The following is a 22,137-nucleotide window of genomic DNA, read 5'->3' as shown; positions in this document are numbered from 1 at the left end:
GCTAGTAAAGGATGAAAAAAATGAAGATAACGATAGATGCAATGGGTGGCGATAATGCTCCCAAGGCACAGGTTTTGGGAGCGATGAAAGCTGTCGAGGCTTTTTCCGATGTGGAAATTACCTTGATAGGCAATGAATCCGAGATTAACCAATACTTAGCGAAGCATGGCCGAATAAGGGTTATACATACTGATGAAAAAATATTAAGTACCGATGAACCTGTTCGTGCGGTTCGCCGCAAGAAAAGCGCTTCGATGGTATTGGCTGCACAGCAAGTGGCTGACGGAGAAGCGGACGCATGCATTTCTTCAGGCAATACGGGGGCGCTGATGGCTGCAGGTTTGTTTGTGGTCGGAAGGATAGAAGGCATTGAACGTCCGGCATTGGCTCCCACCCTTCCGACGATCGATGGAAAGGGTTTTGTATTACTGGATGTAGGCGCGAACTCCGATGCGAAACCGGAGCATCTCCTTCAATTCGCCATAATGGGGTCTGTTTATGCCCAAAAAGTGCGGGGAATCGAAAAGCCCCGTGTCGGATTACTTAATATCGGAACAGAAGAAAAAAAAGGGAATGAACTGACTAAGCATGCCTTTACATTACTGCAGCAATCATCGGAGATATCCTTTATAGGTAACGTAGAGGCAAGGGACCTCCTAAACGGGCCGGCGGACGTTGTCGTGACGGACGGCTTCACGGGAAATATGGTGTTAAAGACTCTTGAAGGTACTGCTATGGGCGTATTCAAAATGGTGAAAGCTGCCTTGATGAGCAACCTCAAAAGTAAGTTGGCTGCAGCAATGGTAAAGCCAGAACTAAAAGTCATAAAAAATAAAATGGATTACTCGGAGTATGGCGGTGCTGGCCTCTTCGGTTTGAAGGCCCCTGTTATTAAGGCGCATGGTTCTTCAGATGCGAATGCGGTCTATAATGCTATACGCCAGACTCGCGATATGGTTGGAAATGACGTCATATTGACAATTGCGGAGACAATAGAAAAACAATAATAAATCATAGAGGCAGGGGAGTAACAGATGGGTAAAATTGCTTTTGTCTTTCCAGGACAAGGATCACAATCAATAGGAATGGGGCATGGCTTATTTCAGGAAAAAGAGCGTGCTCAGCAAATTTTTCGATCAGCAGATGAAAAACTTGATTTTCCGCTTACGGAATTGATCTTTAATGGCACACAACAAGAATTAACGGTGACTTATAATGCACAGCCAGCCTTATTGACTACGAGTTATGCTTTTGTCAAGGAGTTGGAAGAAGCGGGAATCAAACCCGATTATACTGCCGGGCACAGTTTAGGTGAATATACGGCATTAGTGGCATCTGGTGCAATTTCTTTCGAAGATGCCGTATATACAGTGCGTAAACGCGGTGAATTCATGGAAGCTGCGGTACCGAATGGACAAGGCTCAATGGCTGCGATTTTGGGAATGGACCGTGAAGCTCTATCTGAAGTCACTTCTGAAATTACGGCCACAGGTGAATCCGTTCAATTGGCCAATATTAATTGTCCAGGGCAAATCGTCATTTCAGGCACCTCCGAAGGGGTTAAACTTGCAAGTGCAAAAGCCAAGGAAAATGGGGCTAAACGGGCTCTTCCTCTTGAAGTGAGTGGACCGTTCCATTCTGAATTAATGAAACCGGCAGCAGAAAAGTTACAGGGTGTCCTTGATGAAGTAAGCTTCAAACAGGCAGAAATTCCTGTCATTTCAAACGTAACGGCTAAGCCCATTACAGCACCTGCCGAAATAAAAGAAAAATTAATAGAACAGCTGTATTCACCGGTCCTTTGGGAGGACAGTGTGAAAAATCTACTTGAATTGGGCGTGGATACGTTCATCGAGGTTGGCCCAGGGAAAGTGTTGGGCGGATTGATAAAGAAAATTGATCGTTCCGTTCAAATTCATTCGGTATCCGATATAGACACTCTAACTAAAACAATTGAAACATTGAAGGGGGTACAAGCATGATCCTCGAAGGTAAAAAAGCGCTTGTAACGGGAGCATCACGAGGTATTGGCAGGGAAGTTGCATTGGAACTTGCCCGGCAGGGAGCAGACGTTGCCATTAACTATTCCGGCAGTGAAGCTAAAGCGAATGAAGTGGTTGATGAAATCAAGGCATTGGGCCGAAAAGCATTCGCCATACAATGCGATGTTGCAAATAGTGAATCGGTGACAAGCATGATCAAAGAGGTCGTCGAACAATTTGAAAGAGTGGATATCCTGGTTAATAATGCCGGCATCACACGTGATAACCTATTGATGCGCATGAAAGAAGATGAATGGGATTCTGTTATCAATACGAATCTTAAAGGCGTGTTCCTATGCACCAAAGCTGTTACAAGGCAAATGATGAAGCAGCGCAGCGGCAGGATCATCAATATGGCATCGATCGTCGGCGTAAGCGGAAATGCAGGGCAGGCTAATTATGTAGCGGCTAAAGCAGGTGTCATCGGTTTGACTAAGACGACGGCAAAGGAACTTGCATCAAGAGGCATTACGGTCAATGCGATTGCCCCAGGTTTCATCTCAACGGATATGACTGGGGAATTGCCTGAGGATGTCCAAAAAGCCATGCTGGACCAAATTCCGCTTGCACGTTTCGGTGACCCTAAAGATATTGCTGCAGTGGCGTCTTTCCTTGCTTCCGATGCAAGCAAATATATGACTGGGCAAACTCTTCATGTAGATGGCGGCATGGTCATGTAAGTTTTCTTTGATTTTTTTCGAAATTAATTTATAATGTCTTGAGGGGAGGTGAACACATTGGCAGATGTATTAGAAAGAGTAACTAAAATCGTTGTAGATCGTTTGAACGTAGAAGAATCAGAGGTAAAACTTGAAGCTTCTTTCAAAGAAGATCTTGGTGCCGATTCCCTTGATGTAGTTGAACTAGTCATGGAATTCGAAGACGAGTTTGATATGGAAATTTCGGACGATGACGCTGAAAAAATCGCCACAGTAGGTGATGCTGTGAATTACATACAAAGCACTATGTAATGAATTGTCATTTGACTAAAAGCTCCGTTTTTTAACGGGGCTTTCTCTTATTGCTTAAAGAAGTTTGATTCAGCGGCAGATAACGGAATGAGCATGTTCACAGGTATGCTCCGCCTGCATGCAGTGTCTTTTGCCTTTAGTTTTCTTTAAGCGGATAATCATGTATGATGTTACATAGGAAAGCTTGACAGGAATTCCTGCCAGGTTTCTTTTTATATATTGGAAAAATATGCTTTTTGAACCGTGGAGGGTTTTGTGTGATGCGTAGGAACGGAAATAATCGTAAACCATCAATCAAGGAAAATAAATTCAAACAGTTGCAAGAAAATCTGGGTTTTCATTTTAAAGATGAAAATTTATTGAAACAAGCTTTTACACATTCATCTTATGTGAATGAGCATCGCCGTAAGCCTTATGAAGATAATGAAAGGCTTGAATTCTTGGGGGACGCTGTACTTGAACTGACCATCTCTAAATACTTATATCAAAAATATCCGATGATGAGCGAAGGTGAACTTACCAAACTAAGGGCAGCCATTGTGTGTGAGCCTTCACTTGTTGCTTTTGCCAATAGCCTTTCTTACGGGGAATATGTATTACTCGGAAAAGGGGAAGAAATGACAGGTGGAAGGGAACGCCCTGCCATGCTTGCGGATGTATTCGAAGCCTATATTGGTGCTTTGTACCTTGATCAAGGATTAGAGCCAGTTGTGCAGTTTTTGACGAATGTCGTGTTTCCGAAGATAGACGAGGGTGCTTTTTCTCATGTGATGGATTATAAGAGCCAGCTTCAGGAGCTGATCCAGCGCGATGCCATCGGTGTCCTGCAATATAAGATCTTGCAGGAAAAAGGACCGGCCCATAATCGGGAGTTTGTTTCGACGGTCTCACTGAATGGGGAAGAACTTGGCTCTGGAATAGGAAAGTCCAAGAAAGAAGCGGAGCAGCATGCAGCCGAGCATGCATTGATCGTTTTAAAAGAAAAAAATCAACAAGATAGTTGAACAGTAGAGGGGGAAAGGTCATGTTCCTCAAACGTTTGGACGTTGTAGGATTTAAATCTTTCGCAGAGAAAATTTCGATAGATTTTGTACCTGGTGTCACGGCAGTGGTTGGACCAAACGGAAGCGGTAAAAGTAATGTGACCGACGCAGTCCGGTGGGTCCTTGGAGAGCAGTCTGCGAAATCACTGCGTGGAGCAAAAATGGAAGATATTATCTTTTCGGGAAGTGACACGAGGAAAGCGTTGAATTTTGCGGAAGTATCATTGACCCTTGATAACGAGACCAATTCCCTGCCGATCGACTTTCATGAAGTCAGTGTGACAAGACGTGTATATCGATCGGGAGAAAGTGAATTTTTCATTAATAATCAAGGTTGCCGTCTGAAAGACATCATAGACCTTTTCATGGATTCCGGTCTTGGGAGAGAAGCGTTTTCCATCATCAGCCAAGGGAAAGTAGAAGAAATCCTTAGCAGTAAGGCTGAAGAAAGACGAGTGATTTTTGAAGAAGCGGCCGGTGTCCTGAAGTATAAAACGAGAAAGCGAAAAGCGGAATCGAAGCTGACGGAAACACAGGATAATTTAAACCGTGTCCATGATATCCTCCATGAATTGGAGGGGCAGGTGGAGCCGTTAAAAATTCAGTCTTCCCTCGCCAAGGAATTTTTGGCGAAGAAAGACGAACTAGAGCAAATAGAAGTGGCTTTAACCGTTTATGAAATTGAAGAGCTTTATGAAAAATGGGAAAAACTATCACAGGAACTTGAAAAACATAATGAAATGGAACAGCAAATGGCAGGAAAGCTTCAGGACAGGGAAGCGCATCTCAAAAAGCTAAGGGATAGTCTTGCGACGCTTGAGACATCGATCAATGGCCTTCAGGAGATTCTCCTGAATGCCAGCGAAGAACTTGAAAAGCTTGAAGGCCGTAAAGAAGTTTTGAAAGAACGGAAAAAAAATGCCGCCCAAAACAAGTCACAGCTGGAAAAAGCGATTGTGGAAGGTGAGGCTGCTGTCGAGCGTTTGTCTTTGCAAAAGGAAAGGGAAACGGAAATCCTGCATGCACTGAACTTGGAAGTGAAAGGGATATCTGAAACCTTACATGAAAAACAAAAAAGCCTCGGCCTATTCAATAGTGATATCGAAGCGGTGATCGAAGCGAAAAAGAGTGACTATATCGAGTGGCTGAACAAGCAGGCCTCGGCCAAAAACGAAAAACAATACCTGCTTCAGCAGCTTGCGCAGCAGGAACATAAAAATGCAAAACTTGATATGGAAAATGAAAAGTTCTTAACTGAAAGAATGGATATCACTGCTAAAAAAATGGAATATTCACAGCTGATGGACAATATGACCAAGCAGCTTGAAGAGCATGTCACTTATTTCCGAAATCAGCAGAATAAATTGAATGCGGCAAAAGATACGTATCAAAAACAAGAAACCACCCTTTATAAGGCCTATCAATTCCTTCAACAGGCTAAATCGCGTAAGGAACTGCTTGAAGAAATGGAAGATGATTATGCAGGCTTCTTTCAGGGTGTAAAAGAGGTTTTGAAAGCGAAAGAAACCCTTCGAGGCATTGAAGGGGCAGTTGCGGAATTGATAAAGGTTCCAAAGGAGTATGAAACGGCCATTGAAACGGCTTTGGGCGGAGCGATGCAGCATGTTGTCGTGGAACGCGAAGAGCATGCACGGGAAGCCATTTCCTTCTTGAAGAAAAATAGGTACGGGCGTGCGACTTTCTTGCCTTTATCAGTTATAAAGGCAAGAGAGATATCAGCTAACCAATTATCGATGCTGAAGAGCCATTCAGCTTTTGTAGGGACTGGTTCCTCATTGATCCAATATGATGATAGGCATGCAGCGATTGCTGAAAACCTATTAGGAACAGTGATTATCACCACAGATTTAAAAGGGGCAAATGATCTGGCGAAAATGATGCAGCACCGTTTCCGCTTCGTAACACTTGAAGGGGATATCGTCAATCCAGGTGGTTCAATGACTGGTGGAGCCTTAAAGCAAAAAACGACCTCCCTGCTTTCAAGGAAAACGGAACTGGAGGAGCTCCAACAAAAACTTGCTGCCATGGAAGTCAAAACGAATCAGCTTGAAAAGCAAGTCAAACAGCTCAAAGTGGATGTGGGTGTTCAAGAGCAAACGCTTGAACAAACCAGAAAAACGGGAGAGAGACTTCGGTTACAAGAACAAACCCTTAAAGGGGAACTCCGTGAAGTGGAGCTTCAGGAAAGAAATGTGAATGAACGGCTGCATCTTTATGATTTGGATAAGAATTCATATTTAGAAGAACAACAGCAAAAAAAAGCAAGACTTGAAGAGCTGGAAGAACTTTTGGAATCATGTAAATCGGAAATTGAAGGTCTGGACCGGTTGATTTCCGAAATGACCGAACAAAAGCAATCACAACAATCTTCAAAAGAGAGCCTTGCTGAAGAAACGAATGAACTGAGGGTAATGCTGGCTTCCAAGCGTGGCCAGCTGCAAAACCAAAAAGAGAAGATGGAACGCATTGAATCGGACCTTTCTAAGGAATCAAGCAGGCTTGCTGAAAACAAAGATGATTTAGGGCTCCTGACCAATGAAATGACAGACAGTTCAAGCGGGGAAGAGTCCCTGGAAGATATGGCTCAGCAGAAATTGCTCGATAAAAATGGAGCAATTGAAGGAATCACCATAAAAAAACAGGAAAAAAACGAGCTTCTAATGGAAGTTGAAACGCTCGAACTGTCCCTTAAAGAAGAAAATCGACTTTATAGAGGCATTGTCGAAGTGATGAAGGATGAAGAAGTGAAATTAACTCGTCTGGATGTCGAACTGGAAAATCGCCTCGACCACTTGCGAGAAGAATATACCCTTTCCTTTGAAGGTGCTAAAGAACAGTATCCATTGATGATGCCTGCCGACGAAGCTCAAAAAAGGGTGAAGCTCATCAAGCTTGCTATCGAGGAACTGGGGACGGTGAATTTAGGTGCAATTGATGAATACGCACGTGTAGCTGAACGCTATGAATTCCTTCTTAGTCAAAAGGAAGACCTTCAACAGGCGAAAGATACATTATTCCAAGTCATCGATGAAATGGATGATGAAATGAAACGCCGCTTTGCGGATACTTTCTATTCGATCCGTAAAGAATTCGAACAAGTCTTCAAAGCTTTATTTGGCGGAGGCAGGGCGGAGCTGAAACTGACGAATCCTGATGATTTGCTAAATACAGGGGTGGATATCATTGCACAGCCTCCCGGAAAAAAACTGCAAAACTTGAGCCTCTTATCCGGCGGAGAACGAGCATTGACAGCCATAGCCCTTTTATTCTCCATTCTAAAAGTGCGTCCTGTTCCTTTCTGTATCCTTGACGAAGTCGAGGCAGCGCTAGATGAGGCGAATGTCGTCCGGTTCAGCCAATTTTTAAGAAAGTTCAGCAGGGAAACGCAGTTCATCGTGATTACTCACCGCAAAGGCACGATGGAAGAGGCAGATGTCCTATATGGCATTACGATGCAGGAGTCAGGTGTCTCCAAACTTGTTTCCGTCCGGATGGAAGAATCAGAAAACTTTATGGAAGTTTAAAATTCATGAATTAGAGGAAGTGGGACAATGAGTTTTTTCAAAAAGTTAAAAGAGAAATTTACGACTCAGGAAGAAAAAGAAAAATCAGTTGAAGCAGAAGTATCCATTGGGGAAAAATTCAAACAAGGTTTGACAAAGACGAGGAATTCCTTTACTGGAAGGGTTAATGAACTTGTTGCCCGTTATCGGAAAGTGGATGAGGACTTCTTTGAAGAACTTGAAGAAATCCTGATTCAGGCTGATGTAGGCTTTGATACTGTGATGGAACTGATTGATCAATTAAAAATGGAAGTCAAGCTTCGCAATATCTCTGATACGAGGGAAGTGCAGTCCGTTATTTCCGAAAAGCTTGTTGAAATCTACCAAGGTGATGATGAAGCGACGTCTAGCCTGAATATACAAGAAGAAGGTTTGACGGTCATTTTGTTTGTAGGGGTTAATGGGGTAGGTAAAACGACGACCATTGGTAAACTTGCCCACAAATTCAAAACAGAAGGAAAATCTGTCGTATTGGCTGCAGGGGATACCTTCCGTGCCGGTGCGATTGAACAGCTTGAGGTTTGGGGTGAGCGTGTCGGTGTCAGTGTAATCAAACAGGGTGAAGGCTCTGACCCAGCAGCTGTCATGTTCGACGCCATTCAGGCCGCCAAGGCACGAAAAGCGGATATCCTTATCTGTGACACTGCCGGTCGCTTGCAGAATAAAGTGAATCTAATGAAGGAATTGGAAAAGGTGAAACGTGTAATTGAACGTGAAGTACCAGGTGCACCACACGAGGTGCTGCTTGCCCTTGATGCTACAACTGGACAAAATGCCCTTATCCAGGCCAAGACATTCAAGGAAGCGACAAATGTTTCCGGTATTGTTTTAACAAAGCTTGATGGCACCGCAAAAGGTGGAATTGTTTTGGCGATTCGCAATGAATTGGCCATTCCCGTTAAATTTGTCGGGCTAGGTGAAAAAATGGATGATCTACAGGAATTCGATGCCGAGAAATATGTTTATGGCCTTTTTGCTGATATCATCGATAAAGAAGAGGTTTAAGGGAAAATTGTAAGCCGGAAGAGTTCATTCTCTTCTGGTTTTTTTACCATGATAATTGGAGGACCTATTGAAGAAAGGTCCAAAAAAGAAGCGGAAAATGAAAAAAATAATGCTTTGCAAACACGTGGTAAGGAGTTTAACTTGACATCAAATAAACAAGGCTTTACAATATAAACTTGTAAAGGGTTTTCACTTAACAGCAGGGAGGCTTGCTAAGATGCTTGAAAAGACAACGCGGATTAATTATTTGTATGACTTTTACCAATCGTTGTTAACAGAGAAGCAGCAGAGCTACATGTCCCTCTACTATCTGGATGATTACTCTCTTGGCGAGATTGCCGATGAATACGAAGTCAGTAGGCAGGCAGTCTATGATAATATAAAAAGAACAGAAGCGATGCTTGAGGAATATGAAGCAAAGCTATTGTTATTTCAAAAATTTCAAGAGCGTAACCAGTGGATTGCGAATATGAAGGGACTCATAGAAAAGGAATCCTTTTCAAAAGAGAAGCTGCTAGACGCAATCACAACGCTTGAGAAGTTGGATTAGGAGGCGGCAATATGGCATTTGAAGGATTGGCCGACCGACTGCAGAGCACGATGCAAAAGATCCGTGGAAAAGGGAAGGTCAACGAAGCGGACGTTAAAGAAATGATGCGTGAAGTTCGATTGGCCCTGCTTGAAGCGGATGTTAACTTTAAAGTCGTGAAGGATTTTGTAAAACGTGTCAGTGAACGTTCGGTAGGTCAGGAAGTGCTGAAAAGCTTAACCCCCGGTCAACAGGTAATTAAAGTAGTTAAGGAAGAATTGACTGAGCTGATGGGCGGCGAACAGAGCAAGATTGCCGTTGCCTCGAAACCACCGACAGTCATTATGATGGTGGGTCTTCAGGGTGCTGGTAAAACGACGACCACCGGAAAGCTTGCCAATCTTCTTAGAAAAAAATACAACCGCAAGCCATTGCTCGTTGCGGCTGATATTTACCGTCCGGCGGCGATTAAGCAGCTCGAAACACTTGGCAAACAATTAAGCATGCCTGTTTTCTCCCTTGGGGACCAGGTCAGCCCTGTCGAAATTGCCAAACAGGCAATTGAAAAATCTAAGGAAGAACATCATGACTATGTGTTGATTGATACCGCAGGCCGTCTTCATGTGGATGAAAACTTGATGGGCGAACTGAAGGATATCAAAGAGTTGACAAAACCTGATGAAATCTTCCTGGTTGTCGATGCGATGACAGGTCAGGATGCGGTCAATGTAGCCCAAAGCTTCAATGAACAGCTAGGCCTGACAGGAGTCGTTTTAACGAAACTTGATGGGGATACACGTGGTGGTGCGGCACTATCAATTCGTTCAGTCACCGACACGCCGATCAAATTCGTCGGTATGGGTGAAAAATTGGATGCACTTGAAGCGTTCCATCCAGAACGGATGGCGTCAAGGATCCTCGGCATGGGTGATGTATTGACCCTTATCGAAAAAGCACAGGCCAATGTAGATGAAGAAAAAGCGAAAGAATTAGAGAAAAAGATGCGTACCGCCACTTTTACCTTTGATGATTTCCTTGATCAGCTTGGTCAGGTGCGGAATATGGGACCGCTTGATGATATTCTGAAAATGATTCCCGGTGCGAATAAAATGAAAGGGATGGACAACCTTCAGATCGATGAGAAACAGATCGGTCATGTTGAAGCTATCATCCGTTCAATGACAACGCATGAAAAGGAACATCCGGAAACCATGAATGCATCCCGCAAGAAACGGATTGCAAAAGGAAGCGGCAGATCGATTCAAGAAGTGAACCGTCTACTGAAGCAATTCGAAGAAATGAAAAAGATGATGAAACAGGTTACGAACATGCAAAAAGGAAAGAAAAAGGGATTCAAATTCCCGTTCATGTAAGGTTTATTTCAGGTTAAAACTGAGGCGAATACGGGTCGAAGCCATGTATTTCAACACTTTTTTTACCTGTTAAGAAAAAAACCTTTACAAACATGCAAGACATTTGATATTATACTATCTTGTGTGAAACTATTCGGAGGTGCTTATTTAAAATGGCAGTAAAAATTCGCTTAAAACGTATGGGAGCTAAAAAATCTCCTTTCTATCGTATTGTAGTTGCAGATTCTCGTTCACCACGTGACGGACGTTACATTGAAGTGGTAGGAACTTATAACCCGGTTGCTCAACCAGCTAAAGTTGAAATCAACGAAGAGCTTGCTCTTAAATGGTTACAAGATGGAGCTAAACCATCTGATACAGTTCGTAACTTATTCTCTACACAAGGCATCATGGAAAAATTCCATGTTGCAAAAAACAGCAAGTAATCGACGGTAGTTGATGAAAGCACTTATTGAAACGATTGTTTCAGCACTTGTGGATTATCCGGAAGAGGTCATTGTGACCTCCAAGGAAGAATCCGACCGGATTGTTTATATCCTCTCCGTTCATAAAGAGGATATGGGCAAGGTTATCGGTAAACAAGGGCGTGTTGCTAAGGCGATTCGGACTGTGGTATATGCAGCAGGATCTTCACAGCAGAAGAAAATCTATTTGGAGATTTCCGAATAAGGAGGGTTAATAGCCCTCCTTTTTTTGTACTTCAAGATAGTGAAATTTCGACCTGGATCCTAATTGAATAAACCCGGACTTTAAACTTTACGCCTTTTTAAGACGCATCTTTTATCGATTTACGTTATACTTAAGAGAATGACCCCCATTTCAAAAAGATTACCCCATCATACATATTTTTTGAAGGAAATAAGAAATCATAGATAATAGGAGGTGCTGGAATGAAAATTCTCCAAAATGTAATCGTTAACCAAGTATTAACGGAATCCAGCAAGAATCAGCTCCTCGAGAAATACAAGTCAAAACGCCTTCAGCTTCAAAAAGAGAGTGAACAGCTTCGCTTTGAACTGAAAAAACTTGAAAAAACAAGAACTCTCCAACCTGCTAGTCTCCGTGCTCATTTTGAAAAAGAAATAAACCAGAGGCAAGAAAAAATTAAACTGCTTGAATTTCAAATGGAGCAGTTGGAGATCCTTCCCGCAGGTAGTGAATTGAAGGAACGGGAAGTTCAAAGTATCATTGATGTGGAAATTGGGGCAGATTGGGACGAAATCATGGCAACGAAGACCATTGTCATAAAAGATGGGATCGTCTCGGAAATTCGTTAGAGGTGAAAGAATGGAAAAATGGTTTAATGTAGGTAAAATTGTCAACACACATGGTCTTTTAGGAGAAGTCCGTGTAATTTCTTCAACAGACTTTCCAGAAAAACGATACAAAGTGGGAAATACTCTGTATCTGTTTAGGGACACGGAGAAAAAACCCTTGCCCCTCATCATCAGGTCGCATCGCACCCATAAAAACTTTAACCTATTGACGTTCGAGAACTATTATAACGTCGGACAGGTCGAGGCATTTAAAAACGGGGTCCTGAAAGTGAAGGAAGCACAGCTTGGTAAATTGGACGAAGGTGAGTTCTACTTCCATGAAATCATCGGCTGTTCGGTATTTACGGATGAAGGAATGGAAGTTGGGGAAATCGTTGAGGTTCTTACGCCTGGTGCCAATGATGTTTGGGTCATTAAGAAAGCTGGCAGTAAGGACATCCTGATCCCGTATATTGAACAAATTGTTAAAGAAGTGGATATTTCCGCTAAAAAGGTCATCATTACACCGATGGAAGGACTTTTAGACTGATGAAAATCGATGTGCTTTCGCTTTTTCCAGAAATGTTCGAAGGGGTATTTGGTTCGTCAATCTTAAAAAAGGCTGCGGAAAAGCAGGCTGTTAGCTATAAGGTGACCAATTTTCGAGATTATGCAGATAATAAGCATTCGACGGTAGACGATTATCCTTATGGAGGCGGTGCCGGAATGGTATTAAAGGCACAGCCGATCTTTGATGCTGTGGAGGCTCTTAAAGGGCAAGGTGAGCTAACCCCAAGGGTAGTCCTCCTTTGTCCCCAGGGAGAGCGTTATACGCAGAAAAAAGCCGAAGAGCTTGCTGAAGAAGAACATCTCATTTTCATTTGCGGGCATTATGAAGGGTATGATGAGCGCATCCGGGAGCATGTCGTAACGGATGAAATATCTATAGGTGACTTTGTGCTTACAGGCGGGGAATTGGGCGCAATGGTCATTATTGACAGCGTTGTTCGCTTGCTGCCTGGCGTTTTGGGGAATGTTGACTCCCCGATCCTTGATTCCTATTCTTCTGGTTTGTTAGAGCATCCCCATTATACTAGACCTGCAGATTTCCGGGGGATGAAAGTTCCCGATCCGCTAATATCCGGGAATCATAAAAAAATCGATGAATGGCGGATGAAGGAATCTCTGCGCAGAACCTGGATTCGACGTCCGGATTTACTCGATAGTTATGAACTATCGGAAGTTGAAAAAAAATTATTGTCCGAGATTAAAAAAGAAGACTGATGTCTATTGCATCGACGTTTAGAGTATGATAGGATATACCTTGTGACTTGGGCAAAATGCTCAGTCTTATAACGATGTTCCGCTGCAAACAATAAGTATTTGCAAGAGCGTCCAGGAGGAGTTGAAATCGATGCAAAATCTTATTAACGAAATCACAAAAGAACAACTTCGCTCAGATCTTCCATCATTCAGACCTGGTGACACAGTACGTGTACACGTAAAGGTTATTGAAGGAACTCGCGAACGTATCCAGTTGTTTGAAGGCGTTGTAATCAAACGTCGTGGCGGCGGAGTTAGTGAAACTTTCACAGTACGTAAGATCTCTTACGGCGTTGGAGTTGAACGTGCTTTCCCTGTTCACACACCAAAAATTGCGAAACTAGAAGTTATCCGTCACGGTAAAGTACGTCGTGCGAAACTTTATTACCTACGCGAACTTCGTGGTAAAAAAGCACGTATTAAAGAAATTCGTCGTTAATTCTTCGAATATCTTCATGCGGGTTTACCATGATCCACATAAGGTGAATAACCAAACAGTATCATGCAAAAAAAGGGAGCTTGTTTATCAGGCTCCCTTTTTGCACTTTAAGAAACGATGAATGCACATAGGGTGAAAGCTATATAGAATCCTGCTCGCTATAGCGTCTGCAACATGTTAAAATAATTGTTGATATGCTTCAAAAAGGGTGGATAAGGATGGCGAAAAAGAAAAATGAATTGTGGGAATGGACAAAGGCGGTCATAATCGCGGTTATAGCGGCGACGCTGATTCGTTATTTCCTCCTGGCTCCTATTGTTGTGGACGGCAATTCCATGATGCCGACATTAAAGGATACGGACCGCATGATCGTTAATAAAATCTCCTATTCGATTGGCGAACCCAAAAGATTCGACATTATCGTTTTCGAAGCTCCAGAAGGCAAAGATTACATAAAGCGGGTCATCGGATTGCCAGGGGAAAAAGTTGAATATAGAAATGATACTCTTTACGTGAATGGAAAAGCTTATGATGAGCCATACTTGGATGAATATAAAGAACAATTGATTGATGGCGGGGCTTTGACGGAACCTTTTACATTAAGTGATGTCATAGAACAAGGAAAGGTGCCTGAAGATCACCTATTTGTCCTGGGGGATAATCGCCGTTTCAGCAAGGATAGCCGCCATATTGGTGTAGGTGTCGTTCCTTACGATAAAGTGTTAGGAAAAACTAAATTAGTTTATTGGCCGATCGAGGACTTTCGATTGGCGGAATAGTAGGAAGGTGGATTCCATTGACAATACAGTGGTTCCCTGGCCATATGGCCAAAGCAAGACGGGAAGTAACAGAGAAATTAAAACTGATCGACATTATCTTTGAACTTGTGGATGCCCGGATTCCGGCATCTTCACGAAATCCGATGATCGACGAAATCATTCAGCATAAACCGAGGGTCATCCTTTTGAATAAAGCTGATATGGCCGATCCGGCAAAAACGAATATGTGGCTGGAACATTATAAATCGCAGGGGAAAACGGCGATTGCCATTAACTCACAGGCAGGAAACGGTTTAAACCAGATTACAGCTGCATCCAAAAATCTTTTAAAAGAAAAGTATGAGCGGATGGAATCAAGAGGAATAAAGCCGAGAGCGATCCGTGCCATGATAGTCGGCATTCCGAACGTGGGGAAATCGACTTTAATCAATCGACTTGCCAAAAAGAACATTGCCAAAACAGGAAATACACCTGGAGTCACTAAAGCGCAGCAATGGATAAAAGTGGGTAAGGAATTGGAATTGCTCGACACGCCGGGGATTCTCTGGCCGAAATTCGAGGATCAAGAAGTAGGTTTGAAGCTTGCGTTGACAGGTGCGATCAAGGATACGATTTTAAACTTGCACGAAGTCTCATTATACGGCCTTCGCTTTTTGGAAAAAGAATACCCGGAAAGACTGAAATCCCGTTATAACCTGGATGTAATTCCACAGGAAACGCTCGAATTGTTTGATGCTGTCGGAAAGTTCAGGGGCTGTTTAGCATCTGGGGGCTTCATCGATTATGACAAAACCGCAGAGTTGGTCGTACGTGAAATCCGTTCAGAAAAGATGGGCCCGCTTACGTTCGAGGTTCCTTCGGATTATGAAAAGGATGATATCCCCGAATAAGATTAACATTGACTTGAGTGTTGTAATACGGAGCTGGAGTTGGATGTCGAAAAGATTTTTTCTTTTTGATGTCTCTTTTCCGCTCCGTATTTTTGTTTGAACTGTAGAAAGGAAGCAAGACTGCCGATAATTAAAATGATGGGTGATAAAAGATGATAACTGCAATGAGCATAAAGGAAATCTCCATAAAGTTAAAGACGATAAGAGAGCCTGAAGATTTATTTTTACAGAAATGCCGGGAGGACGGTCGGAAGGGAGTAACCGACTTAGTAAACAAATGGCAAAGAACTTATGAAAAAGAACAACAGGTAAGGGATGCTTTCACGGAAATGACTAAGTTTGAAAGGCAATTAAGGAAACAGGGTTTTTCCATTCTCGCTGGCATCGATGAAGTGGGAAGGGGACCTCTGGCAGGACCGGTTGTGACAAGTGCAGTCATCTTGCCTGATTCTTTTTATTTGCCAGGGCTTAATGATTCTAAAAAGATTCCGGAGTCAAAAAGGGAACAGTTTTATGAGATGATTTTTAAGGAAGCGATATCCGTAGGTGTAGGTGTTGTACATAGCGAAGTAATTGATGAAATCAATATATATCAAGCTACGAAAAAGGCAATGGTGGCTGCAGTGAACGATCTGTCAGAACTTCCGGATCATTTGTTGATCGATGCGATGGAACTGGATGTGCCGATTCCCCAGCTTTCGCTCATAAAGGGTGACGCAAGAAGCATTAGCATCTCTGCGGCATCCATAATAGCCAAGGTGACTCGTGATAGGATGATGAAGGAATATGGTGAAAAATATCCGGAATATGGTTTTGAAAAGCACATGGGTTACGGGACAAGCCAACATTTAGAAGCGCTCGACATACACGGGCTTACACCTTGGCATAGAAGAAGTTTTGCGCCAGTTAAGGAAATCGCTGCACGAACGAAGGAATAAGGGGGGGATGAGTGGTGCAATCCATAGCAAGCAGTCAACCCGTAGCTTCACCCCTTGAAATAAAAGGAACTGCGAGTTTTAAAAACGGGCAAATCCTTTTAGGGAAAGTAAATAAGGTTTTTCTTAACCAAACGGCCGAGGTACAGTTTGGCCATCAAAAAATGGTTGCCACTCTTGATATCCCGCTTCGTACAGGAGTGAAGTATTGGATTCAAGTGCAGCAACCAATTGAGGGGTCTGTCGTGTTAAAAGCTTTAGATTCCCCCAATTTGAACGTTTCTGGCTTAAAGAGAACAGTTGCACAATTGATCGCTCACCTCGGCATAAAACCTGAACCGTCCGCAACCAAGCTTGCCGAATACCTGCTGACAAACCGCCTTCCGATAACCAAGGAGACCTTTCGATCCGCTTTGCAATGGTTAAAAGCTGCTGATGCTGCAGAAGTTGGTCTGCCTGTAATAAAAACAATGTTCATTCAGCAACTGCCTTTTGTAAAAGGTGTATTTGATGCATTATTTACGCAGTCCAAAAGTGAACCTTTCCACAAACTCCTCAGTGGCTTCAGGCAGCAGCTGCAGGATGGTGGGGCAGTAACGGGGACTGCCTCCAAACTAAAGGAGGTATTGGACTCATTACATGTTGCCAAACAGAACCAGCTTCAACAAATCGGCTTGCAAAAACTTGTGACCACTTGGCTGAATTCCGATTCAACGCCAGAAATGAAATCCGGGGCATTTTCCCTGCTTCAAAAAACGGGTTTCGTTCCAAAGGGAATGACGGAATCCGTCTTTCTGGAAAGTTTAGTGGATGGAGCTGAGGTTAGGTCCGGTATTCCTAAAAATTCAGCGATTGATAAATTACACCAAGGATTGCAGCTGCTTTCCGAGGCTAAAGGCGGAGCATTTGCACATGTTGAAGAAATCGAAATGGCTATTAACCGCATATTGAATAGTCATGATCACGAGAAGGCAAAACTGCCGATTGATATCCACTCGATGCAGAGAAAAAACATTTCTGCAGAAAAACTTACCCCTCTTGCCTTTCATTTACTCCAGAATGCTTTTGCCGAAGCGATAGCTACAAAGGCGGTAGGCGGAAAAATAGAAGTGAATGACCTTATAGGCTACTTGAATATGGACACAGAGCAAGTAGCTGAGTCGAAGGGTAAAGCGGCTGAGTTACTGTTTAAGTCGCTTAATGAGCCTCCTGAGGCCCAATATGCTAGGATTAATGAGAAGTTGGTCCTTTCACATGTATTGGCAGCTGATTTTCAATCAATCGATTTTACCAATGGACCTTCTGTCGCACACCGACTGAAAGAAATGACCAAGATCCTTGGACTCCAGCTGGAACATGCACTCATTAATCTTCCAGGAGATGATAGGGCGGATTACCCCAATGATTTAGAGACACTTAAACCGCTGCTGCTTAAATTGCTGAATGAGCAAATTTCGGCAGCTATCAAGGAGATGGCAGAACAAATCCTGAATCGGATTACAGCGCAACAGATCCTTTCACAGGAAAACGGGCCGATTCAGAATTTACTCCTTACACCTCCACTCAATCTTGGGTTTGTTCAAACAGATCTGACGTTACAATGGAGCGGAAGGAAGACAAAAGAAGGCAAAATAGACCCGGATTACTGCCGAGTCCTATTTTATTTAGAATTGGGGCGCCTTGAAGAGACGGTCATCGACATGCAGGTTCAAAACCGAATCATAAAGGTGACGGTCATCAATGGACATGGTGCACCCTTGAAGAGGCGGCCGGTCAATATCTTGGCATCCTGAGAGAGAATCTTGGGAAAATGGGTTACAGATTATCAGGAGTTTCGTTTGTAAATCCCGTATATGAAAAAGAGCGGGACCTTAGGGGGAAAGCGATTCCTTTTTATAGTGGAGTGGATATTCGAATATGATAAAAGATAAACGAAAAGAAGCCATTGCTTTAAAGTATGATCAAAAGACATCCAAAGCGCCCGTCATATTGGCCAAGGGGAAAGGGAAAACGGCTGAAACTATTATGGAAAAGGCCATGAAACACGATATACCGGTCCAAAGGGACGAATCGCTTGCTGCACTTTTAGGTCAATTGGATATAAATCAAACGATTCTGGAAGAATTGTATGGAGCTGTTGCAGAGGTATTTGCATTCATTTATAAAGTTGACAAGGGCATGAATCGGTAGGAGACTAACCATTTGGTTTCACCAATGGGTTTCTGTTGGTTTATGTAGAATATTAGGGAAATCACTGACGATTTTTCATTATATTAAAAAAATACTAAACTATTTGTTAAAGGACAAGGCCATGGCTTTGTCCTTTTGCTTTTCCTTTGAATCAAGACCAGGTTTTAACAGTAGTTTTTCATGAGGATATCTTTGGATCAAAAGATTGAAAAGGCTTTCATGGAAGTGTTTTTTGATAGAAATATGACTCTATTTGTACTAGAATTGCAGATCCGGAATAAATGGTATTAATAAGAAAAAAACACAACGGCGCAGAAGGTTTTTTCTATTTTATTAAAGGGTAAGGAAGTATATTATAATAATATTTCAAAAATTATGTGAAAGAATATTATGCACGAGGGAGAATTTTGTTGTAATATGATAGAGAAAACACGCATTAAATTTCAAAGTTGTTTTTTAGTAGATAAGGAGGATGGGAAATGAATATCCATGAGTATCAGGGGAAAGAGATATTGCGACAATACGGGGTATCCGTTCCAAATGGCCGGGTTGCCTTTACTGTTGATGAAGCAGTTGAAGCAGCGAAGGAGTTAGGTACGGAAGTTGTTGTCGTCAAAGCTCAAATTCATGCGGGCGGCCGCGGTAAAGCCGGCGGAGTCAAGGTAGCGAAGAATCTTGATGAAGCACGTACATATGCAGAAGAGATTCTTGGCAAGACATTGGTGACCCATCAAACGGGACCTGAAGGCAAGGAAGTTAAGCGTTTACTTATTGAAGAAGGCTGCGACATTACTAAAGAGTATTATATCGGGCTTGTCCTTGACCGTGCTACGGACAGTGTCGTATTGATGGCTTCTGAAGAAGGCGGTACAGAAATTGAGGAAGTGGCCGAAAAGACACCAGAGAAAATATTCAAAGAAGTAATCGATCCGGTTGTCGGCCTGACTGGTTTCCAAGCACGGAGGATTGCATTCAATATCAATATTCCGGCTCCACTTATAAATAAAGCTTCTAAACTGATGATTAACCTATATACAGCTTTCGTTGATAAGGATTGCTCAATCGCAGAAATCAACCCATTAGTGGTAACGGGCGACGGCGATGTAATGGCGCTTGATGCTAAATTGAATTTCGATGATAATGCAATTTACCGCCATAAGGACATCGCGGAGTACCGTGATTTGGATGAAGAGGATGCGAAAGAAATTGAAGCATCAAAACATGGCCTAAGTTACATATCGCTTGACGGAAATATCGGATGCATGGTTAATGGTGCCGGGCTTGCTATGGCGACGATGGACATCATTAAACATTATATGGGAGATCCGGCTAACTTCCTTGATGTTGGTGGCGGCGCCACTGAGGAAAAAGTAAAAGAGGCTTTCAAAATCATCCTTTCCGATCAAAATGTTAAAGGCATCTTCGTTAATATCTTCGGAGGAATCATGAAATGTGACATCATCGCTACAGGCGTCGTGGCTGCTGCCAAAGAGCTTGGACTGGATGTCCCTCTTGTTGTTCGTCTTGAAGGAACGAATGTGGACCTTGGCAAAAAGATTCTAAAAGAGTCAGGTTTAAATATTACGGCTGCTGAATCAATGGCAGATGGAGCACAAAAAATAGTATCACTTGTAGGATAATAGGCAGGGGGGAACATAATGAGCGTTTATATTAATAAAGATACGAAAGTGATCGTTCAGGGAATCACTGGTTCAACAGCATTATTTCATACAAAACAAATGTTGGAATACGGCACGAAAATCGTAGGGGGAGTCACTCCGGGTAAAGGTGGAACAGAAGTGGAAGGGGTACCTGTATACAATACAGTTTCCGAAGCTGTCACTGAAACCGGCGCGAGTGCATCTGTTATCTATGTACCGGCACCATTTGCTGCCGATGCAATTCTTGAAGCCGTAGACGCGGAACTTGATCTTGCCATTTGTATCACGGAACATATTCCTGTACTGGATATGGTCAAGGTGAAGCGCTACATGGAAGGCAAAAAAACTCGCTTGATCGGACCGAACTGCCCGGGTGTCATTACTCCTGAAGAGTGTAAGATTGGTATCATGCCAGGGTATATCCACAAAAAAGGCCATGTAGGCGTAGTTTCCCGTTCTGGAACTTTGACATATGAAGCTGTTCACCAATTATCGCAAGCAGGCATCGGGCAATCTTCGGCTGTCGGTATCGGTGGAGATCCCGTTAACGGAACGGATTTCATTGATGTTTTAAAAGCGTTCAATGAAGATCCGGAAACACATGCGGTGATCATGATCGGGGAAATCGGCGGAACGGCAGAAGAAGAAGCGGCAATCTGGGTGAAGGAAAATATGACTAAGCCAGTTGTTGGTTTCATTGGTGGCCGTACGGCTCCTGCCGGTAAACGCATGGGACATGCTGGTGCCATTATCTCAGGAGGAAAAGGGACGGCTGACGAGAAAATCCGCGTCATGAACGAATGTGGAATTAAAGTTGCCGAAACTCCATCCGTAATGGGAGAAACATTGATTTCCGTTTTAAAAGAAAAAGATATTTACGAACCTTGTAAAACACATTGATTTAAGCTGGGCCGACCTTTTTTTGGGTCGGTCTTTATTTCCTCGAATTTCCTCGGGAGAGACCAAGTACATCACTATCAACCTACCTTTAAAAATATCCGATTAGGGGCGTTTCCGATTGAATAAAAAAGAAAAGTTAATCCATCTCCATCATTGCCGCGGAGCAGGATGGAAAACAATCCAAGCAATCATGTCCAAAGACCCATCATTATCTTCCCTGTTCACGACGAATTACGTTGAATGGGCAAAAATGCTCCCTATCCCTTCAAATAAGCTTAACCTCTTTCTCAAAGATTTACATTCACTCCATTCCATCGAAAAACTTAAAAAATACGAAGATAGCCAAATCCATTGTTTGACGATCTTCGATGATGAATATCCTTTTTTGCTAAAGCAAATATTCGATCCTCCGTGGGTTCTTTATTTTAAAGGTGATAAGAAGCTTTTAACAAGGAAGAATACCCTAGGTGTTGTTGGAACACGCAAGCCAACCTCGTATGGGCTGGAGGCCTTAAAAACGATTCTATTACCGCTTGTAAAGAAAAAGTTCGTGATCATAAGCGGAATGGCGGCTGGAATCGATGCAGAGTCACATAAGATCACATTAAGGGAAGGCGGAGATACGATCGGGGTTTTAGGCGGAGGGCTTAAGCAAATATATCCGAAATCCAATTTTACCCTTGCTGAAGAAATCATGAATAAAGGCCTGCTTATATCTGAGACTCCGCCGGAAGTGAAGGCGGAACCATGGATGTTTCCACTTAGGAATCGAATCATCAGCGGATTATCACAGGGCGTATTCGTGGTGGAAGCAAAAGAAAGAAGCGGTTCACTTATTACGGCACAAGCAGCTTTGGAACACGGCAGGGAAGTATTTGCGCTTCCTGGTAATGTTACGAGCCCTGAATCACTGGGTACCAATCAATTAATTTATGATGGTGCCAAACTTGTTTTTAGCTCCAGGCAGATCGAGGAAGAGTTTTGAACAATATAATATAGAAGATAGACGGAGAATCAAACGGGAAAATTGAAAAAATAGGTGCTTTTTTTGAAGGGTGGGTTGAATTATTAGACAAAAAGGTTGAAAATATTGTAAAACTGTTATAAGTTTTGCAAATGGCACCTCTTGTCAAAAAACTAGAAATAAATGAATCAGCATGCTTTGAAAAATAAAGAGGTGTTGACAAATGATTTTTGAATGATTAATAATAGTGAAG

General features: G+C 42.8%; 23 protein-coding genes. All 23 read left to right on the top strand.

The features are described 5' to 3' along the window. Positions 1–20 precede the first annotated feature (20 nt). The 23 genes from plsX to dprA all read left to right on the top strand — a co-directional run bounded on the left by plsX (position 21) and on the right by dprA (position 21,905). Complete coding sequence (gene plsX / locus OTG27_RS08485; protein ID WP_268936705.1) at positions 21–1,007, top strand: phosphate acyltransferase PlsX; 987 nt, start codon at positions 21–23, stop codon at positions 1,005–1,007. Positions 1,008–1,034: 27 nt separating this feature from the next. Further along, the gene (gene fabD, locus OTG27_RS08480) at positions 1,035–1,982 is read left to right on the top strand and encodes an ACP S-malonyltransferase (protein WP_034313737.1); all 948 of its coding nucleotides are present in this window, start codon (positions 1,035–1,037) and stop codon (positions 1,980–1,982) included. After that, the gene (gene fabG / locus OTG27_RS08475; protein ID WP_034313733.1) at positions 1,979–2,722 is read left to right on the top strand and encodes a 3-oxoacyl-[acyl-carrier-protein] reductase; all 744 of its coding nucleotides are present in this window, start codon (positions 1,979–1,981) and stop codon (positions 2,720–2,722) included. The genes fabD and fabG overlap by 4 nt, the downstream gene beginning before the upstream one ends. 57 nt (positions 2,723–2,779) lie before the next feature. Further along, a complete protein-coding gene (locus OTG27_RS08470) occupies positions 2,780–3,013 on the top strand; it encodes an acyl carrier protein (RefSeq protein ID WP_034313729.1) in 234 nt (77 codons plus the stop codon). A gap of 260 nt (positions 3,014–3,273) precedes the next feature. Next, complete coding sequence (rnc, locus tag OTG27_RS08465; RefSeq protein ID WP_034313726.1) at positions 3,274–4,017, top strand: ribonuclease III; 744 nt, start codon at positions 3,274–3,276, stop codon at positions 4,015–4,017. A gap of 20 nt (positions 4,018–4,037) precedes the next feature. Further along, positions 4,038–7,601, top strand: a complete 3,564-nt coding sequence (gene smc / locus OTG27_RS08460) for a chromosome segregation protein SMC (protein WP_268563915.1) — start codon at positions 4,038–4,040, stop codon at positions 7,599–7,601. 27 nt (positions 7,602–7,628) lie between these two features. Further along, the gene (ftsY, locus tag OTG27_RS08455) at positions 7,629–8,645 is read left to right on the top strand and encodes a signal recognition particle-docking protein FtsY (RefSeq protein WP_034313721.1); all 1,017 of its coding nucleotides are present in this window, start codon (positions 7,629–7,631) and stop codon (positions 8,643–8,645) included. Between the two features lie 217 nt (positions 8,646–8,862). Next, on the top strand, positions 8,863–9,195 hold the full coding sequence (locus OTG27_RS08450) for a putative DNA-binding protein (RefSeq protein WP_034313718.1): 333 nt from the start codon (positions 8,863–8,865) through the stop codon (positions 9,193–9,195). An 11-nt stretch (positions 9,196–9,206) separates the two neighbouring features. Beyond that, positions 9,207–10,547 (top strand): signal recognition particle protein, encoded by a 1,341-nt coding sequence (ffh, locus tag OTG27_RS08445; RefSeq protein ID WP_268936704.1) that lies wholly within the window; start codon positions 9,207–9,209, stop codon positions 10,545–10,547. Positions 10,548–10,699: 152 nt separating this feature from the next. Then, entirely contained in the window at positions 10,700–10,972 is a 273-nt protein-coding gene (gene rpsP / locus OTG27_RS08440) for a 30S ribosomal protein S16 (protein WP_048684918.1), read from the top strand. Positions 10,973–10,985: 13 nt separating this feature from the next. Then, positions 10,986–11,216 carry a KH domain-containing protein gene (locus OTG27_RS08435; protein ID WP_048684915.1) on the top strand — a complete coding sequence of 77 codons (231 nt, stop codon included), beginning with the start codon at positions 10,986–10,988 and terminating at the stop codon, positions 11,214–11,216. Positions 11,217–11,437: 221 nt separating this feature from the next. Next, a complete protein-coding gene (locus OTG27_RS08430) occupies positions 11,438–11,824 on the top strand; it encodes a YlqD family protein (RefSeq protein WP_034313711.1) in 387 nt (128 codons plus the stop codon). A gap of 10 nt (positions 11,825–11,834) precedes the next feature. Continuing rightward, positions 11,835–12,353, top strand: coding sequence for a ribosome maturation factor RimM (gene rimM, locus OTG27_RS08425; RefSeq protein ID WP_034313708.1), 519 nt, complete (start codon positions 11,835–11,837; stop codon positions 12,351–12,353). Then, complete coding sequence (trmD, locus tag OTG27_RS08420) at positions 12,353–13,087, top strand: tRNA (guanosine(37)-N1)-methyltransferase TrmD (protein WP_034313706.1); 735 nt, start codon at positions 12,353–12,355, stop codon at positions 13,085–13,087. Before rimM ends, trmD begins: the two co-directional genes overlap by 1 nt. A 130-nt stretch (positions 13,088–13,217) precedes the next feature. Next, positions 13,218–13,565 (top strand): 50S ribosomal protein L19, encoded by a 348-nt coding sequence (gene rplS / locus OTG27_RS08415; RefSeq protein ID WP_034313702.1) that lies wholly within the window; start codon positions 13,218–13,220, stop codon positions 13,563–13,565. 218 nt (positions 13,566–13,783) lie between these two features. Beyond that, on the top strand, positions 13,784–14,344 hold the full coding sequence (lepB, locus tag OTG27_RS08410) for a signal peptidase I (protein ID WP_057278415.1): 561 nt from the start codon (positions 13,784–13,786) through the stop codon (positions 14,342–14,344). Positions 14,345–14,361: 17 nt separating this feature from the next. Next, positions 14,362–15,234: a ribosome biogenesis GTPase YlqF gene (ylqF, locus tag OTG27_RS08405; protein ID WP_048684908.1), complete on the top strand. Its 873-nt coding sequence runs from the start codon at positions 14,362–14,364 to the stop codon at positions 15,232–15,234. Between the two features lie 155 nt (positions 15,235–15,389). Then, positions 15,390–16,172: a ribonuclease HII gene (locus OTG27_RS08400; RefSeq protein ID WP_268936823.1), complete on the top strand. Its 783-nt coding sequence runs from the start codon at positions 15,390–15,392 to the stop codon at positions 16,170–16,172. Between the two features lie 14 nt (positions 16,173–16,186). Further along, positions 16,187–17,962, top strand: a complete 1,776-nt coding sequence (locus OTG27_RS08395) for a hypothetical protein (protein ID WP_268936703.1) — start codon at positions 16,187–16,189, stop codon at positions 17,960–17,962. 124 nt (positions 17,963–18,086) lie between these two features. Next, the gene (locus tag OTG27_RS08390; RefSeq protein ID WP_268936702.1) at positions 18,087–18,359 is read left to right on the top strand and encodes an EscU/YscU/HrcU family type III secretion system export apparatus switch protein; all 273 of its coding nucleotides are present in this window, start codon (positions 18,087–18,089) and stop codon (positions 18,357–18,359) included. A gap of 479 nt (positions 18,360–18,838) precedes the next feature. Beyond that, on the top strand, positions 18,839–19,999 hold the full coding sequence (gene sucC / locus OTG27_RS08385; protein ID WP_106027313.1) for an ADP-forming succinate--CoA ligase subunit beta: 1,161 nt from the start codon (positions 18,839–18,841) through the stop codon (positions 19,997–19,999). An 18-nt stretch (positions 20,000–20,017) separates the two neighbouring features. Continuing rightward, positions 20,018–20,920 carry a succinate--CoA ligase subunit alpha gene (gene sucD / locus OTG27_RS08380; RefSeq protein WP_057278412.1) on the top strand — a complete coding sequence of 301 codons (903 nt, stop codon included), beginning with the start codon at positions 20,018–20,020 and terminating at the stop codon, positions 20,918–20,920. 118 nt (positions 20,921–21,038) lie between these two features. Continuing rightward, complete coding sequence (dprA, locus tag OTG27_RS08375; RefSeq protein WP_053534373.1) at positions 21,039–21,905, top strand: DNA-processing protein DprA; 867 nt, start codon at positions 21,039–21,041, stop codon at positions 21,903–21,905. The last annotated feature ends 232 nt before the right edge of the window (positions 21,906–22,137 follow it).

Origin of the sequence: Peribacillus sp. AS_2, from assembly GCF_026891895.1 — a bacterium.
Lineage (GTDB): Bacteria > Bacillota > Bacilli > Bacillales > DSM-1321 > Peribacillus > Peribacillus frigoritolerans.
This window is presented reverse-complemented; position numbering and strand designations above follow the sequence as displayed.